This window comes from Pseudomonas sp. W2Jun17 (assembly GCF_023127795.1).
Taxonomy (GTDB): domain Bacteria; phylum Pseudomonadota; class Gammaproteobacteria; order Pseudomonadales; family Pseudomonadaceae; genus Aquipseudomonas; species Aquipseudomonas synxantha_A.
Genome location: NZ_SPKO01000007.1, coordinates 53703 through 68169, shown reverse-complemented (window position 1 = coordinate 68169; position 14467 = coordinate 53703). Strand labels below are relative to the sequence as shown.

Annotated in this window: 13 protein-coding genes; 9 read left to right on the top strand and 4 right to left on the bottom strand. The window is 60.8% G+C overall.

The genetic code is table 11. From position 1 onward, the window contains the following. The first annotated feature begins 36 nt into the window (after positions 1 to 36). Positions 37 to 1206 carry an aspartate aminotransferase family protein gene (locus E4O98_RS03490; protein WP_248128203.1) on the top strand — a complete coding sequence of 390 codons (1170 nt, stop codon included), beginning with the start codon at positions 37 to 39 and terminating at the stop codon, positions 1204 to 1206. A 122-nt stretch (positions 1207 to 1328) separates the two neighbouring features. Here E4O98_RS03490 and punR read toward each other — a convergent pair whose 3' ends face one another. After that, positions 1329 to 2243, bottom strand: coding sequence for a DNA-binding transcriptional activator PunR (gene punR, locus E4O98_RS03485; protein WP_248134155.1), 915 nt, complete (start codon positions 2241 to 2243; stop codon positions 1329 to 1331). A gap of 122 nt (positions 2244 to 2365) precedes the next feature. Here punR and punC point away from each other — a divergent pair, with 122 nt between their 5' ends. Next, the gene (gene punC / locus E4O98_RS03480; RefSeq protein ID WP_228309546.1) at positions 2366 to 3550 is read left to right on the top strand and encodes a purine nucleoside transporter PunC; all 1185 of its coding nucleotides are present in this window, start codon (positions 2366 to 2368) and stop codon (positions 3548 to 3550) included. A 127-nt stretch (positions 3551 to 3677) separates the two neighbouring features. Here punC and E4O98_RS03475 read toward each other — a convergent pair whose 3' ends face one another. Then, positions 3678 to 4511: a nucleoside-binding outer membrane protein gene (locus E4O98_RS03475; protein WP_032877189.1), complete on the bottom strand. Its 834-nt coding sequence runs from the start codon at positions 4509 to 4511 to the stop codon at positions 3678 to 3680. Between the two features lie 157 nt (positions 4512 to 4668). Between E4O98_RS03475 and E4O98_RS03470 the strand changes: the two genes are divergently transcribed. Beyond that, positions 4669 to 6171, top strand: a complete 1503-nt coding sequence (locus E4O98_RS03470; RefSeq protein WP_032877188.1) for a nucleobase:cation symporter-2 family protein — start codon at positions 4669 to 4671, stop codon at positions 6169 to 6171. Between the two features lie 100 nt (positions 6172 to 6271). On the opposite strand, the gene E4O98_RS03465 is transcribed toward E4O98_RS03470, so the two are convergent. Together E4O98_RS03465 and E4O98_RS03460 are read right to left on the bottom strand one after the other, a co-directional pair. Next, complete coding sequence (locus E4O98_RS03465) at positions 6272 to 7204, bottom strand: proline iminopeptidase-family hydrolase (protein ID WP_103733561.1); 933 nt, start codon at positions 7202 to 7204, stop codon at positions 6272 to 6274. 90 nt (positions 7205 to 7294) lie between these two features. Beyond that, a complete protein-coding gene (locus E4O98_RS03460) occupies positions 7295 to 8059 on the bottom strand; it encodes a LuxR family transcriptional regulator (RefSeq protein WP_005786276.1) in 765 nt (254 codons plus the stop codon). Between the two features lie 183 nt (positions 8060 to 8242). Between E4O98_RS03460 and E4O98_RS03455 the strand changes: the two genes are divergently transcribed. The 6 genes from E4O98_RS03455 to E4O98_RS03430 are packed head-to-tail and all read left to right on the top strand — an operon-like array spanning position 8243 to position 14402. Continuing rightward, positions 8243 to 9130, top strand: a complete 888-nt coding sequence (locus E4O98_RS03455; RefSeq protein ID WP_032877186.1) for a proline iminopeptidase-family hydrolase — start codon at positions 8243 to 8245, stop codon at positions 9128 to 9130. Positions 9131 to 9133: 3 nt separating this feature from the next. Then, entirely contained in the window at positions 9134 to 10081 is a 948-nt protein-coding gene (locus E4O98_RS03450) for an ABC transporter permease (protein WP_032877185.1), read from the top strand. Beyond that, positions 10078 to 10935, top strand: coding sequence for an ABC transporter permease (locus tag E4O98_RS03445; protein WP_078820656.1), 858 nt, complete (start codon positions 10078 to 10080; stop codon positions 10933 to 10935). The genes E4O98_RS03450 and E4O98_RS03445 overlap by 4 nt, the downstream gene beginning before the upstream one ends. Beyond that, positions 10932 to 11888, top strand: a complete 957-nt coding sequence (locus E4O98_RS03440; protein ID WP_103733564.1) for an ABC transporter ATP-binding protein — start codon at positions 10932 to 10934, stop codon at positions 11886 to 11888. Before E4O98_RS03445 ends, E4O98_RS03440 begins: the two co-directional genes overlap by 4 nt. After that, positions 11885 to 12856, top strand: a complete 972-nt coding sequence (locus E4O98_RS03435) for an ABC transporter ATP-binding protein (RefSeq protein ID WP_032877183.1) — start codon at positions 11885 to 11887, stop codon at positions 12854 to 12856. The genes E4O98_RS03440 and E4O98_RS03435 overlap by 4 nt, the downstream gene beginning before the upstream one ends. A gap of 31 nt (positions 12857 to 12887) precedes the next feature. Beyond that, a complete protein-coding gene (locus E4O98_RS03430; RefSeq protein ID WP_248090850.1) occupies positions 12888 to 14402 on the top strand; it encodes an ABC transporter substrate-binding protein in 1515 nt (504 codons plus the stop codon). The last annotated feature ends 65 nt before the right edge of the window (positions 14403 to 14467 follow it).

Sequence of the window (14467 nt, the reverse complement as noted above, 5' to 3'; positions counted from 1 at the left end):
CTTCCATCACCGCAACGATGCACTGGAGCCGCAACCATGACCGCCGCCTGCCTGATGAGCACCTACCAACCCTTGGCCCTGAGCTTCACCCGTGGCCTGGGCACGCGCCTCTGGGACCAGCAGGGCCGCGAATACCTGGACGCTGTCGCCGGCGTGGCGGTGACCAATGTTGGCCATTCCCACCCCAGGCTGGTGGCAGCTATCAGCGAACAAGCCGGTTTGCTGCTGCACACGTCCAACCTCTACAGCATCGACTGGCAACAACGGCTGGCCCAACGCCTGGCGCAGCTGTCCGGGCTCGATCGCGCGTTCTTCAACAACTCCGGCGCCGAGGCCAACGAGACAGCGCTGAAACTGGCGCGCTTGCATGGCTGGAAAAAAGGCATTGAACAACCGTTGGTGGTGGTGATGGAGAACGCCTTTCACGGCCGCACGCTGGGCACCATGGCCGCCAGCGACGGGCCGTCGGTGCGCCTGGGCTTTCAGCGCCTGCCGGGGGATTTCATCAAGGTAGGCTTTGGCGATATGCAGGCTTTGGAGGTGATCACTGCGCAGTTCGGCACGCGCATCGCAGCTGTGCTGCTTGAGCCGATCCAGGGTGAAAGTGGTGTGGTGGTGGCGCCAGTGGGTTATCTCAAAGCCTTGCGCGACCACTGCACGCGCCACGGCTGGCTGATGATGCTCGACGAAATCCAGACCGGCATCGGGCGCACCGGCACCTGGTTTGCCTTCCAGCACGAAGGCATCGTGCCAGACGTGATGACGCTGGCCAAAGGCCTGGGCAATGGCGTGCCCATCGGCGCCTGCCTGGCCCGCGCCGCCGTCGCCGAGCTGTTCACCCCAGGCAGTCATGGCAGCACCTTTGGTGGCAACCCGCTGGCGTGCCGTGTCGGTTGCACCGTGCTGGATATCATTCATGAGCAAGGCTTGTTGCAAAACGCCGCATACCAGGGCGAACACTTGCTGGCGCGCTTGCGCATGGAGCTGGATGGGCACCCGCACGTCCGGGCAATTCGTGGCAAAGGCTTGATGATCGGGATTGAGCTGGCCAGCCCTTATCGCGACCTGGCCCAACGTGCCGCCCAGGAGCACGGGCTGCTGATCAACGTCACACGGGGCAAGATCATTCGCCTGTTGCCGCCGCTGACGTTGGATGCCAAGGAAGCCGAGATGATCGTACGGACCATCACCCGATTGCTGGATTGAAAACGCAATCAAAGTGTGGGAGGGGGGCTTGCTCCCGATAGCAGTGTGTCAGCCACTGGAGATATTGACTGATACACCGCTATCGGGAGCAAGCCCCCTCCCACAGTGGTTCTGTGTGGGGTTCAGAGGGAGGGGCCATTCAGCCATTCCTGGTTCATGGTTTCGGTATCTCCCAGGTATTCCAGCAACCACGCCATGGCCGGCGAAAGCTTGCTTTGCGCCCACGCCACGCATGATGGGCTGGCTGGAAAGGGCCGGCTCAATTGCAGCGCCACCAACTCGCCGCGCTCGATCCATGGCAATACCTGATGGGCCGGCGCCATCCCTACACACAGCCCATCGCGTAGGCAATCCAGGGCCGAAGCCCAGTTGGGCACCACCAGGCGGCGCTGGTTATCCAGGGTCCAGGTGTCACGCTTGGGCAGATTGCGCGAGGTGTCAGTCATGCACAGTGAGGCGAAAGGGCGCAATTGGTCATCACTGAGCAAGCCTTCCACCGCCGCCAAGGGGTGCCGGGCACTGACCACACACAGCCAGTTCAACAGGCCCATGTCACGGAAGCTGAAGTGACTGGCCACCGGCACTGCGCTGGTGGCGCCGATCACGATGTCGGTGCGCTCATCGGCCAGCGCATCCCATACACCGTTGTACACCTCGTATTCGAGCAGCAGTTCCACCTCGGGAAACTGCCGATAGAAGTCCAGCACCAATTGGCGGCAGCGCTGGGGTTTGACGATGGAGTCCACCGCCACCTTCAACTGGCCGCTCCAGCCATTGGCCACCTGCTGGCACAAGCGTCGGGTGCCGAGCATTTTCTTCATCACGCTGCGGGCTTCGTCGATAAACAGGCGGCCTGCGGGGGTCAGTTCCACGTCGCGATGCCGGCGCACAAACAAGGGCACGGCCAGCCATTCTTCAAGTTGGCGTACGGTGTAACTGATGGCCGACGGTACGCGGTGCAGTTCCTGGGCGGCGGCGCTGAAGCTGCCGTGACGGGCGACGGCGTCGACCGCATCCAGAGAATATTCCGACCACATGTGGGCTGCCTTCAAAATTATTGATGAGAGTGTCCAATTATTATCGCTTCACACAGGTTTTGTCAGCTTCATAATGGGCGCCAGTCAGCAAATAGTTTGATGGCAGTTTTTACAAGGCTTCGATGAAAAATTCTTTTGGTTTTACCTGGTATCTGGCGGGGCTGAGTATGCTCGGCTATCTCGCCATGGACATGTACTTGCCGGCGTTTGGCGCCATGGGCGAGCAGTTGAATATTGGTGCTGGCGCGGTGGGTGCCAGCTTGAGCATTTTTCTCGCCGGCTTTGCGGTGGGGCAGTTGGTCTGGGGGCCGCTCTCGGACCGCCTGGGGCGCAAGCCCATCCTGCTCGCCGGCCTGAGCCTGTTTGTGCTCGGTTGCCTGGGCATGTTCTGGGTCGAGACCACCCCGCAACTGCTGGCGCTGCGCTTTATACAGGCGATTGGTGTGTGTGCCGCGGCCGTGAGCTGGCAGGCATTGGTGATTGATCGCTACCCGGCCGACAAGGCCCATCGCGTCTTCGCCAGCATTATGCCGTTGATGTCGCTGTCGCCGGCCCTTGCACCGTTGTTGGGTGCCATGGTGTTGAATCACTTTGGCTGGCAGGCGATCTTCGGCGTGTTGCTGGTGGTGTCGCTGTTGCTGCTGTTGCCGACCTTGTTCCTGCGTAGCCTGCCCAAGCGTGTGGAGCACAAGGACGGACCCACGCGTCTGGGGTATGGACAGTTGCTCACCTCGCGGGTGTTTACCGGCAACGTGATGATTTTCGCCGCCTGTTCGGCCAGCTTCTTCGCATGGCTCACGGCCTCGCCGTTCATCCTCGGCGGCATGGGTTACAGCCCGAATGACATCGGCCTGAGCTACGTACTGCCGACCCTGGCGTTTCTCGTTGGCGGCTACAGTTGCCGCAGCGCCTTGCAGCACCTGGCGGGCAAAACCCTGTTGCCGTGGTTGCTGGGCGCCTATTGCCTGAGTATGGTGGCGTTGTACCTGGTGGCCACCTTGAGCGTGCCGACCCTGACCACCTTGCTGATTCCGTTCTGCCTGATGGCGCTGTGCAACGGCGCCAGCTACCCGATCGTGGTGGCGAATGCGCTGATGCCATTTGCCGAAAACTCCGGCAAGGCCGCGGCCCTGCAAAACACCCTGCAACTGGGCCTGTGCTTCCTGGCCAGCTTGTTGGTGTCGTCGATGATCGAGCAACCGCTGATGATCACGGTGATTGTGATGTTGGCGACGGCGCCGTTGGCGGTGTTGGGGTATTGGCTGGCGCGGCCGAAGCGCAATACTTCCGAACTGGCCAGCGCCTGAGCTGACAATACGATCAAACTGTGGGAGCTGGCTTGCCTGCGATAGCGGTCTGTCAGTTAGCCCATCTGGCACTGATACACCGCTATCGCAGGCAAGCCAGCTCCCACATTTTTTTGCGTTTCTTCAGTTAGAACGTGACTTCCATGTTCAGCGTCGGCGTTGAGGTGCGGCTGCCACGGCCACCATCCACGCCGAACTTGTTATGCCAGTATTCATAGCCCACCCCCAGGTACAGGTTCGGCTTGACGCTTTTACCCGGCCGCAGCGCCACCATCAGCGCAGTACGCATCAGCCCTTCCGGCGCGGTATCGCGGCCATGATAGTCCTCGCCTTTCTCCCCGACGTAATTGATAAACCCCTGGAATTTCGCCGCGTGGTTGCCGACCTCGAACGGGCGCATCCACGTCAGGTTAAGCATGTAGGTGTCGTCGAAGGTGTGATTCGACTCTTGCGCGCCGGGAATGCCGGTGTGGTTCTTTTCCTTGTAGTACATCAGGCTCAGGTCCAGCACGCCGACGGTGTTGAACTTCAAGGTCGGGCCGATCACCAGCGCGCGCTTTTTGGCTGAGGCGAAGTTGTTGTTGCGGTTGGCGTCGAAACCCAGGGTCAGGGCGTAATCCTTGATCAACCCGGTGCCCGGCGGCAGATCGAACACGCGCGAGGCATACAGCTGGTGCCGGTACACGGCATACACCTCGCTGCCGCCATGGTCGGTACCCTTGCGTGGGTCACGGCTATCGGACAGAAACACATCGAGGTTGAGGAAGTTGCTGCCGTAGCGGTAGCCGCTGGCGTGGGTGAAGCTGTAGATGCGCTTGCTGAAATCGTCGGGGTTGTTCGGATTGGTGAAGTGCTGGCCGTAGCGAAATCCTACGCTGTTGTTCATCCATTCCACCGCGACAGCCTCACCACCGCCCAGAAGGGTCAATGCAACGGTTGCGCCCTGTAGTGCCTTTTTCATTATTTTTGTCCTTTGGCGTTCTGGCTCATGACGGCCGGATTATTTTTGTAACGCCGCGGGAGGGTATCTTGTTCGATTGATTGTATACAACTCTATGGACATACAGTCTGAATATTGCATACAGTGAGCGCACAACAAAAACAGAGAACCCCTCACCATGACTATCCCGAAGGCGTCACCGCAGCGGCCCGAAGATGAAAATCTGGGCGTTGCCGCCAACATGGCTTACGGCCTGCAGCATGTACTCACCATGTACGGCGGCATCGTCGCCGTGCCGTTGATCGTCGGCCAGGCCGCCGGGTTGTCGCCGGCGGATATTGGTCTGTTGATTGCCGCGTCGTTATTTGCCGGTGGCTTGGCCACGTTGCTGCAAACCCTTGGCCTGCCGTTCTTCGGCTGTCAGTTGCCACTGGTGCAGGGCGTGTCGTTCGCGGGTGTGGCGACCATGGTGGCGATTGTCGGCAGCGACGGTGCGGGAGGTATTCCGGCAATTCTCGGTGCGGTGATGGCCGCGTCGTTGATCGGCCTGTTGATCACCCCGGTGTTTTCACGCATTACCAAATTTTTTCCGCCACTGGTGACCGGCATCGTGATCACTACTATCGGTCTGACGCTGATGCCAGTGGCTGCGCGCTGGGCAATGGGCGGCAACAGCCGTGCGGCGGATTTCGGCAGCATGTCGAATGTCGGCCTCGCGGCCCTGACTCTGGTGCTGGTGCTGCTATTGAGCAAAATCGGTAGCGCCACGATCTCGCGTTTGTCGATCCTGCTGGCAATGGTGATCGGCACAGTAATCGCCGTACTGCTTGGCATGGCTGACTTCTCCAGCGTCACGCAAGGGCCGATGTTTGGCTTTCCTACACCTTTCCACTTTGGTATGCCGACCTTTCATGTGGCCGCGATCATTTCCATGTGCATCGTGGTGATGGTGACGCTGGTGGAAACTTCGGCGGACATCCTCGCAGTGGGCGAGATCATCGACACCAAGGTTGACTCCAAGCGCCTGGGCAATGGCCTGCGCGCCGACATGCTGTCGAGTATGTTCGCGCCGATCTTTGGTTCGTTCACCCAAAGCGCGTTCGCCCAGAATGTCGGCCTGGTGGCGGTGACCGGTGTGAAGAGCCGCTTTGTGGTGGCCACCGGCGGGGTGTTCCTGGTGGTGCTGGGCCTGTTGCCCTTTATGGGGCGGGTGATCGCGGCGGTGCCCACCTCGGTGCTGGGTGGCGCGGGGATCGTGTTGTTCGGCACGGTCGCGGCCAGTGGCATTCGTACGCTGTCCAAGGTGGATTACCGCAACAACATGAACCTGATCATCGTTGCCACGTCCATCGGCTTTGGCATGATCCCCATCGCCGCGCCGAGCTTTTACGATCAGTTCCCGAGCTGGTTCGCGACCATCTTCCACTCGGGCATCAGTTCGTCGGCAATCATGGCGATCTTGCTGAACCTGGCGTTCAACCACTTCACCGCGGGTAACTCGGACCAGCAGTCAGTGTTTGTGGCGGGGACTGAGCGCAGCCTGTGCTTTCGCGACGTGGCCGCGCTGCGTGATGGGGATTACTACCGGGGTGGGAAGTTGTTTGATGCAGAGGGTAAGGAGATTCCTCTGGTAGCGGATACCTCGAAGAAAGCCGCAAAACCCGAAACCACAGAGGTCTAAAAATGTGGGAGGGGGCTTGCTCCCGATAGCAGTGTGTCAGCCACTGAAGATATTGACTGATACACCGTCATCGGGAGCAAGCCCCCTCCCACATTGGAATCTAGCCAGCCTTGCGGGCTTTGTGCGGCATTGAACACACCTCATCCAAAAACTTCACCACGGTCCCCATGCACGCCTGGCGTTCTTCCACATGGGGCATGTGGCTGGAGTCTTCAAACAGTGCCCAGCGCACGTCTGCTATCTCATCCAGAAACGGCTTGACCACCAGCGGTGTGGCTTCGTCATGCCTACCGGAAATCACCAGGGTCGGCACCTTGATCGCGTCTAGGCGGCCAATCACGTTCCAGTCCTTCAAGCTGCCGATCACGTGGAATTCAGTCGGGCCGCTCATGGCGTGGTACACCGTCGGGTCTGCGTCGACCTGGGCGAAGGTGCGCGCCACTTCCTCGGGCCATGGGTTGACCCGGCACACGTGCTGGTCATAGAAAATCCGCGAGGCCGCCAGGTATTCCGGGTCTTGATAAGTGCCGGCCTGTTCATGTTTGAGCAGGGTTTCGTGCACGCCTTCGGGCAGCAGTTTACGCAGGCGATTGGCTTCGCTGACCCAGGTGCGCATACAGGTCGGTGAGTTGGCGGGGATAAACGCGCGCAGGCCCTTGGGCTGCAAGATCGCGTGTTCGCTGCCCAGCATACCGCCCCAGGATTGACCGAGGATCGCGTAGTTCTCGCTGATCTGCAGGTGGTCCAGCAGGTTGTTCAACTCGTCGAGGAACAGACCGATTGTCCAGAACGAAGGATCTTTGTGGGGCAGGTGCGTGGAGCGACCGTTGCCCAGTTGGTCATAGTGGATCACCGCGTGGCCGCTGGCAGCGACATCCTTGAAGGCATCGACGTAATCGTGGGTGCAGCCCGGGCCGCCATGGATGATCACCAGCGGCGTGCGGCCCGTGCCCAGGTCACCGGTGACGCGATACCAGGTCTGGTAGGCGCCAAAGGGTGCGAAGCCTTCGCGAACTTTTTCGATGAATTCCATTTCGTACCCTCTGAAAAAAATGATCAGGGTTACGATAATCTGAACAAAAAGTTTAGGTAACTAGCAAAACAGCTAGGTTTTTGCGAAAACTCAACCTTCCAGCAAGCGGTAATGGGTGGCCCGCACCACCGCTTGGACGCGGTTCTTAGCCCCCAGTTTGTGCATGGCCGAGGCCAGGTGCAGGGTGACGACTGCCAGGGAGCGGCTCAGTTTGGTGGCGATTTCGGCGGCGGTCAGCCCATCGGCGGCCCATTTCAGGCATTCGCGTTCGCGCTTGGTCAGGTGGATGTGCGGGTAGGCGCGCAGTTCCTTGCTGAACAACGGGTAAGCCGCTTCCTGCAGGGCATGGGTGATCAGGCTGAAGTCGGCCAATGTGTGCTGTGCGTCCTTCAATACCGTGCGCGCCTTGCCGGTGCGCAGGCCGGTCAGCGATGCGAAGCCACCACGGGGCAAGTGAATGGGCACGCTGACGCCGCAGGTCAGTTCACGTTCGTGCAGGTACGAGGAAACGGGGGCGTGGCACGGGTCGATGATTTTTTGCAGGGCGGTCTCGGTTTTCGCTTCATAGGACCAGACAAACGGCGATACCGTGCTCAACGCCAGGTGCTGCACCGGGTCGATCTGGTAAAACCCTTCGCTGCACCATAAGGCGTGCCAGTCGGGCGGTGTGTTGCGCAGTTGCAACACCGAGGGGGTAATCAGCGTGCCATTGAGGTCGATGGGCACCGGCGTGTAGTCGTACACCAGCGCATCGAAGCCCAGTTGTTGGGCGAGAATAAACGTATTGTCCATCTGTTCATCCAGGCTCCTGCCCGGCATGAGGCGATTATTGAAGGCGGTCAGCTTGGCCAGCATCCGTTCTGCTCCCGAATTCATTTGAATCTCGACTTGCTGCAAGTAGAATGCCACGCCCCGGCGAAGGACAGCCAGGCCAAACCTATAGGAAATACTAGGTTATGGACGCACGGTATCCTCGGTAGTGTTGACCTGATAAACGGCCGCTACCCGCCAGGCCGATACAACACAAGGAATGTATGCATGTGGCGTGAAATTGCCCCCGACCAGCAGTACAACGTACAAGTCGACGGCCATAACCTCGTGGTCTACAGCTTTGGCGAAGGCGATGAAGTGCTGCTGTGTCTCAACGGCGGCCCAGGCCTGCCGTGTGACTATCTGCGTGACGCTCATGGCTGGCTCAAAGCGCATAACCTGCGAGTGGTTGCATTCGACCAGCTTGGCACGGGCGCATCAGCCAGACCGACCGATGTTGCGCTGTGGGAAATCCGCCGTTATGTCGAAGAAGTCGAGACCGTGCGCCAAGCCCTGGGCCTGGGCCGCGTGCATTTGCTCGGGCATTCCTGGGGCGGTTGGCTCGGTATCGAATACGCCATCCATTATCCCGATGCGCTGAAAAGCCTGATCCTGGAAAATACCGTCGGCGACATTCCCCATCTGTCCCAGGAACTCGAACGCCTGCGAGGCGCCTTGGGCAGCGAAACCGTGGCCATGATGCAACGCCACGAAGCCATGGGCACCCTCGACCACCCGCAATACCAGGCCGCCATCACCTTGCTCAACTACCGCCATGTGTGCCGCCTCGACGAGTGGCCGGAGCCGCTCAAACGCTCCCTGGGCGACTGGAACATGGGGCCCTACGCAACCATGCAGGGCCCCAACGAGTTCCTTTATATCGGCAATCTCAAGGACTGGAACCGCCTCAAGGAGATGGCTGAATTCAGGATGCCGATCCTGATCACTACCGGCCAGCACGACGAACTGACCCCCGCCTGCGCCATGCGCATGAAGCTGGCCGCCACACACGCCGAACTGCACGTATTCCCCAATAGCAGCCATATGCCGTTTTATGAGGAACCTCAAGCGTACTTCCCGGTGCTGCTGGACTTTCTCGCTCGCAACCGAGGCTGACGGATGAACCTGGCGCGTTACCGTTTTGTCCTGTCCCGGCCGTTGCAACTGCTGCCGGTGCTGTTTGGCATCAGCCTGATCACTTTTGTGTTGGTGCGCTCGATCCCCGGCGACCCAGCGCGGGCTTTGCTTGGCTCGCGCAGTACGCCGGATGCGCTGCTGAAAATCCGTGCCCAGTTCGGCCTCGACCAGCCCTTGTGGCTGCAATATTTCTACTTCCTGAAAAACCTGCTCAAGGGCGACCTCGGCCAATCGCTGCTGTACAAGGTCGACGCGCTGAAACTGATCGTTACCCGCATCGAGCCGACGCTGGTGCTGGTGCTGGGCAGCGTGGCCCTGGCGTTGCTGATCGCGGTGCCGCTGGCGACAGTAGCGGCGCGCCACAAAGGCGGTTGGGCGGACAACCTGATCCGCGTTTTCACCACGGTCGGCCTGGGGATGCCGGCATTCTGGCTGGGCTTGATGCTGATCCTGCTGCTGAGCGTGCAATGGGGCCTGTTCCCGGTGTCTGGCTATGGGCGGACCTGGCTGGACAAGGCCCACCATATGGTGTTGCCGTGCCTGACCATCGCCCTGGCGCTGTCGGCGGTGCTGGTGCGCAACCTGCGGGCGAGTATGTTGATGGAGCTGCAGGCCGATCATGTCACCGCCGCCCGGGCCCGAGGCTTGTCCGAGGCTGCGGTGTTTCGTCGGCATGTACTGCCCAACTCGCTGGTGCCGGCCGTCAACCTGCTGGCGGTCAACATCGGCTGGCTGATCAGCGGTACGGTGGTCATCGAAAGCCTGTTTGCGATTCCGGGCATCGGCCAATTGCTGGTGCGCGGTATTTTCACCCGTGACTACATGGTGGTGCAGGGCGTGGCGATGGTGCTGGCCTGCGCCACGGTGGTGGTCAACTTCGTCGCCGACATAGTGACGGTAGCGCTCGACCCACGGGTGAAGATGCAATGAGCAGCCGCCCACTGATTGCACCCTGGCGCTTGCGCCTGCGCTTTGGCTTTCGCAATGGCCGCCTGACCGCCGCCTGGGGCCTGCTGATCCTGTTGACGTGGCTGGCCCTGGCGCTGTTTGCGCCGTGGATCGCACCGTTTGACCCCATCGCGCAAAACACCGACATGAGTTTGCTGGCGCCCAGCCTTGCCCATCCGCTGGGTACCGACAATTACGGCCGGGATGTGTTATCGCGGGTGATCTGGGGCGCGCGCATCGACCTGCAACTGGCGATTGTCGGGGTGATCTTCCCGTTCATCATCGGCACTTTCGTCGGCGCGGTGTCCGGTTATGTGGGTGGGCGTTTCGACAGTTTCTGTATGCGCGTGATCGATGTGGTGCTGGCGTTCCCGTTCCTGGTGCTGATGCTGGCGATCATGGCCATTCTGGGGCCTGGCTTGCAGAGCTTTTATATCGCCATGGCACTGGTGGGCTGGGTGTCGTATGCGCGGTTGATTCGCTCGCAGATCCTGGTGCTCAAGGAAAGCGAGTTTGCCCTGGCCGCCAAGAGCCTGGGGTTTGGCCATGGGCGCATTCTGTTCCTGCATTTGCTGCCCAATGCCCTGTTTGGCTCCATCGTGTTTTCCATGTCCGACGCGGTGCTGGTGCTGCTCAACGGCGCCGCCGTGAGTTACTTGGGCCTTGGCGTGCAACCGCCTACCGCGGAATGGGGGACGATGGTGGCCGAGGGGCAAGCCTTTATCACCACGGCCTGGTGGATCTGCACCTTCCCGGGGTTGGCCATTGTGACCCTGGCCATGGGCTTCAGCCTGTTGGCCGACGGTGTCGCGCAAGTGTTGGGGGACCGCTCGTGAGCCTGCTGCACGTGCGCGACCTCAGCGTGATCGCCAACAACAGCGGGCGTGATGTCACCTTGGTGGATCGCGTGTCCTTCGACCTGGCCGAAGGTGAGATTCTCGGCCTGGTGGGTGAGAGCGGGTCGGGCAAGACCATGGCCTGCCGCGGCTTGATGCGCCTGCTGCCATCGCCCAGCCTGCGTGTGCAAGGCGGCGCCGTACGCCTGGCCGGCCAGGACCTGCTGCAACTGGATGACGCCGGTATGCGCGCCGTGCGTGGCGGGCAACTGGGCATGATCTTCCAGAACCCCAGCAGCCACCTGGATCCGCTGATGCGCATCGGCGAGCAGATCGCCGAGGGCATCCGCCTGCATCAAGGTGCGTCGAAAAAGGACGCCCGCTTGCAGGCTATCGAGGTGCTGCGCCAGGTCGGGATTCCTGACCCGCAGGCGCGGGTCGACAACTATCCCCATGAGTTTTCCGGCGGTATGCGCCAGCGCGCGATGATCGCCGTGGCACTGGGCTGCAACCCGAAAGTGCTGATTGCCGACGAGCCTACCACGGCCCTGGATGTGACGGTGCAGGCGCAAATCCTGCGCCTGTTGCTCGACCTGCGCGACCAGCGTGGCCTGTCGATCATCATGATCACCCATGACCTGGGCGTGGTCGCGCAAACCTGCGATTCCATCGCGGTGATGTACGCAGGGCGCCTGTGCGAGCACGGCAGCAAATACGAACTGCTGGCGCGGCCGCAACATCCCTATACCGCTGGGCTGATCGACTGCCAGCCGGCCCACAGCAGCGGTCATGCCTTGTTGCGCACCATCCCTGGCCAGCCGCCGTTGCTCGATGCCTTGCCTGACGGTTGCCGCTTTAATCCGCGTTGCCCGCAGGCCGGGGCCTTATGCACCGAGCTGTTGCCCCAAGGCGCACGCGTGGCCTGTCACTATCCACTGGGAGGTCGCCCATGAGCCTGTTGCAGATCAAGGACCTGGAGGTGCGCTTTGCCGCGTCCGGCAGTGGCCTGCTCGGACTGAACAAGCAGTGGGTGAGGGCGGTGAACGGGGTGTCGCTGAACCTTGCCGCCGGTGAAACCCTCGGCTTGGTGGGCGAGTCCGGCAGCGGCAAGAGCACCCTGGGCCGGGCGATTTTGCACCTCAACCCGATCAGCGCCGGCCAGGTGCTGTTTGACGGTATCGATATGGCGCACGGCAGCGCCATCGACATTGCCCGCCTGCGCCATGAAACCGCGATGATTTTCCAGGACCCGTACGCCGCGCTGAACCCCCGGCACAGTATTGGCGAAACCCTCGCCGAGGTGTTGCGCGTGCAGCGCAAGGTGGCTGTGGAGCAGATCCCGGCACGCGTCAATGAGCTGCTGGAGTTGGTGGGCCTGCGCCCCGAGTTGGCCGGGCGCAAACCGGGCTCCCTCAGCGGCGGCCAATGCCAGCGCGTGGGTATCGCCCGGGCACTGGCGGTGGAGCCGCGCCTGATCATTGCCGATGAATGCGTGGCCGCGCTGGATGTGTCGATCCAGGGCCAGATCATCAACTTGCTGCTGGAACTGCAACAACGCATGAACCTGGCGATCCTGTTTATCGCCCATGACCTGGCCATCGTGCGGCGCCTGTGCGACCGCGTGGCGGTGATGTACCTGGGCAAGATCGTCGAAGAAGGGCCGGTGGAGGCGGTGTTCACCACGCCGCGTCATCCGTACACGGCGGCGTTGATCGAGGCGATTCCCGAGATTGACCCGCATCGGCCATTGCCCGCGCACCCCTTGCCGGGTGAGCCACCAAGCCCACTGAATCTGCCTACAGGCTGTGCGTTTCACCCGCGTTGCCGGTATGCGCGAGCCGTGTGTTCCGCGGTGTTGCCGCCGACCCATTTCCTGCACGAGCATCGGTACAGTTGCGTGCTTGAAGAACCTTTGCCTTGACCTCTGCCATTCATTAACAAGGAGTTGTGATATGCAATCGCGCCACTTGAAGTTGCTCGCCGCCGCTACGCTGACCGCCTGGTCGCTGACCGCAGGACTGGCCCAGGCCGCTGGTGTCCTCACCATCGGCTGCCGTGAAGACAGCACCACCTTTGACCCGATCAAAAGCGCGCAAAACCGCGACACCTGGGTATTCGCCAACGTCTACGACACCCTGGTGCGCGTGGATAACCTGGGCACCAAGATGGAACCGGGCCTGGCCGAGAGCTGGGAGATATCCAAGGATGGCTTGACCTACACCTTCAAACTGCGTGAAGCGAAGTTCTCCGACGGATCAAAGATCACCGCGGCCGACGCGGCGTTCAGCCTGTTGCGCATCCGCGACAACAAGGCGTCGTTGTGGAGCGATCCGTTCAGCCTGATCAACACCGCCAAGGCCAGCGATGCGAAGACCCTGGTGGTCACTCTGAAAACCCCGGCGGTGGCCTTCCTCTCGCAATTGGCGTCGCCGACGGTGTCGATCCTGTCGGAAAAAGCCATGACCACGATGGGCGAAGACGCCTACTCGGAAAACCCGGTGACGTCCGGTGCGTTTACCGTGGAAGAGTGGCGCAAGGGCGACCGGGTCATCCTGAAGAAGAACCCGAATTTCTGGCAGGCCAATAACGTCAGCCTCGACGGCGTGGAGTGGGTGTCGGTGACCGACGACAACACCCGTATGCGCATGGTGCAGAACAACGAACTCGACACGGCGATCTTCGTACCGTTCTCGCGGGTCGAAGAGCTGAAGAAAGACAAGAACGTGGTGATCCACGCCGACCCGTCCACCCGTGAAGATCACTTGTTGATCAACCACGAGCACGGCTTGCTCGCCAAGCCGCAGGTGCGCCAGGCATTGGACATGGCCATCGACAAACAATCGCTGGTGAAAACCGCCACTTACGGTCAAGGCACCGTGGCGTATTCCTACATTCCCAAAGGCTCGCTGTACCACTACGCCAACAACCTGCAACGTCCTTATGACCCGACTGAGGCCAGGAAACTGCTGGAAGAGGCCGGTGCCAAGGACTTGAAGCTCAACTACGTGGTCAACGCCGGCAACGAGGCCGACGAGCAGATTGCGGTGATCATCAAGGACCAGTTGGCCAAGGTCGGCGTGACCGCCAACCTGCAAAAGGTCGACCCGACCCAAAGCTGGCAGATGCTGGTGGACGGTGAGTACGATATTTCGGTGATGTACTGGACCAACGACATCCTCGACCCGGACCAGAAGACCACCTTCGTGCTGGGCCACGACACCAACCAGAACTACATGACCCGCTACAAGAACGACAAGGTCAAGGCGCTGGTAGCTGCGGCGCGAGTCGAGGCAGACCCGGCCAAGCGTGAGCAGATGTATGTCGAGTTGCAGAAACTGGCGAAACAGGATGTGAACTGGATTGACCTGTACTACAGCCCGTACATCAATATTTCACGCAAGAATGTGAGCAACTTCCTGCAGAACCCGCTGGGCCGTTTCACCCTTGAAGAAGTAGTCAAAAACTGAGTTTTTGACTACACCACAAAGCAGTGTGGGAGCTGGCTTGCCTGCGATGCAGACACCTTGGTGCT

Bases quoted from the DNA above. Each gene is read 5' to 3' on its own strand.
- E4O98_RS03475 (WP_032877189.1), bottom strand. From the start codon at position 4,511: ATGAAAAAGGCACTACAGGGCGCAACCGTTGCATTGACCCTTCTGGGC.
- E4O98_RS03445 (WP_078820656.1), top strand. From the start codon at position 10,078: ATGAGCAGCCGCCCACTGATTGCACCCTGGCGCTTGCGCCTGCGCTTT.
- E4O98_RS03450 (WP_032877185.1), top strand. From the start codon at position 9,134: ATGAACCTGGCGCGTTACCGTTTTGTCCTGTCCCGGCCGTTGCAACTG.
- E4O98_RS03465 (WP_103733561.1), bottom strand. From the start codon at position 7,204: ATGGAATTCATCGAAAAAGTTCGCGAAGGCTTCGCACCCTTTGGCGCC.
- E4O98_RS03470 (WP_032877188.1), top strand. From the start codon at position 4,669: ATGACTATCCCGAAGGCGTCACCGCAGCGGCCCGAAGATGAAAATCTG.
- E4O98_RS03455 (WP_032877186.1), top strand. From the start codon at position 8,243: ATGTGGCGTGAAATTGCCCCCGACCAGCAGTACAACGTACAAGTCGAC.
- E4O98_RS03435 (WP_032877183.1), top strand. From the start codon at position 11,885: ATGAGCCTGTTGCAGATCAAGGACCTGGAGGTGCGCTTTGCCGCGTCC.
- punC (WP_228309546.1), top strand. From the start codon at position 2,366: ATGAAAAATTCTTTTGGTTTTACCTGGTATCTGGCGGGGCTGAGTATG.
- E4O98_RS03490 (WP_248128203.1), top strand. From the start codon at position 37: ATGACCGCCGCCTGCCTGATGAGCACCTACCAACCCTTGGCCCTGAGC.
- punR (WP_248134155.1), bottom strand. From the start codon at position 2,243: ATGTGGTCGGAATATTCTCTGGATGCGGTCGACGCCGTCGCCCGTCAC.
- E4O98_RS03430 (WP_248090850.1), top strand. From the start codon at position 12,888: ATGCAATCGCGCCACTTGAAGTTGCTCGCCGCCGCTACGCTGACCGCC.
- E4O98_RS03460 (WP_005786276.1), bottom strand. From the start codon at position 8,059: ATGCTGGCCAAGCTGACCGCCTTCAATAATCGCCTCATGCCGGGCAGG.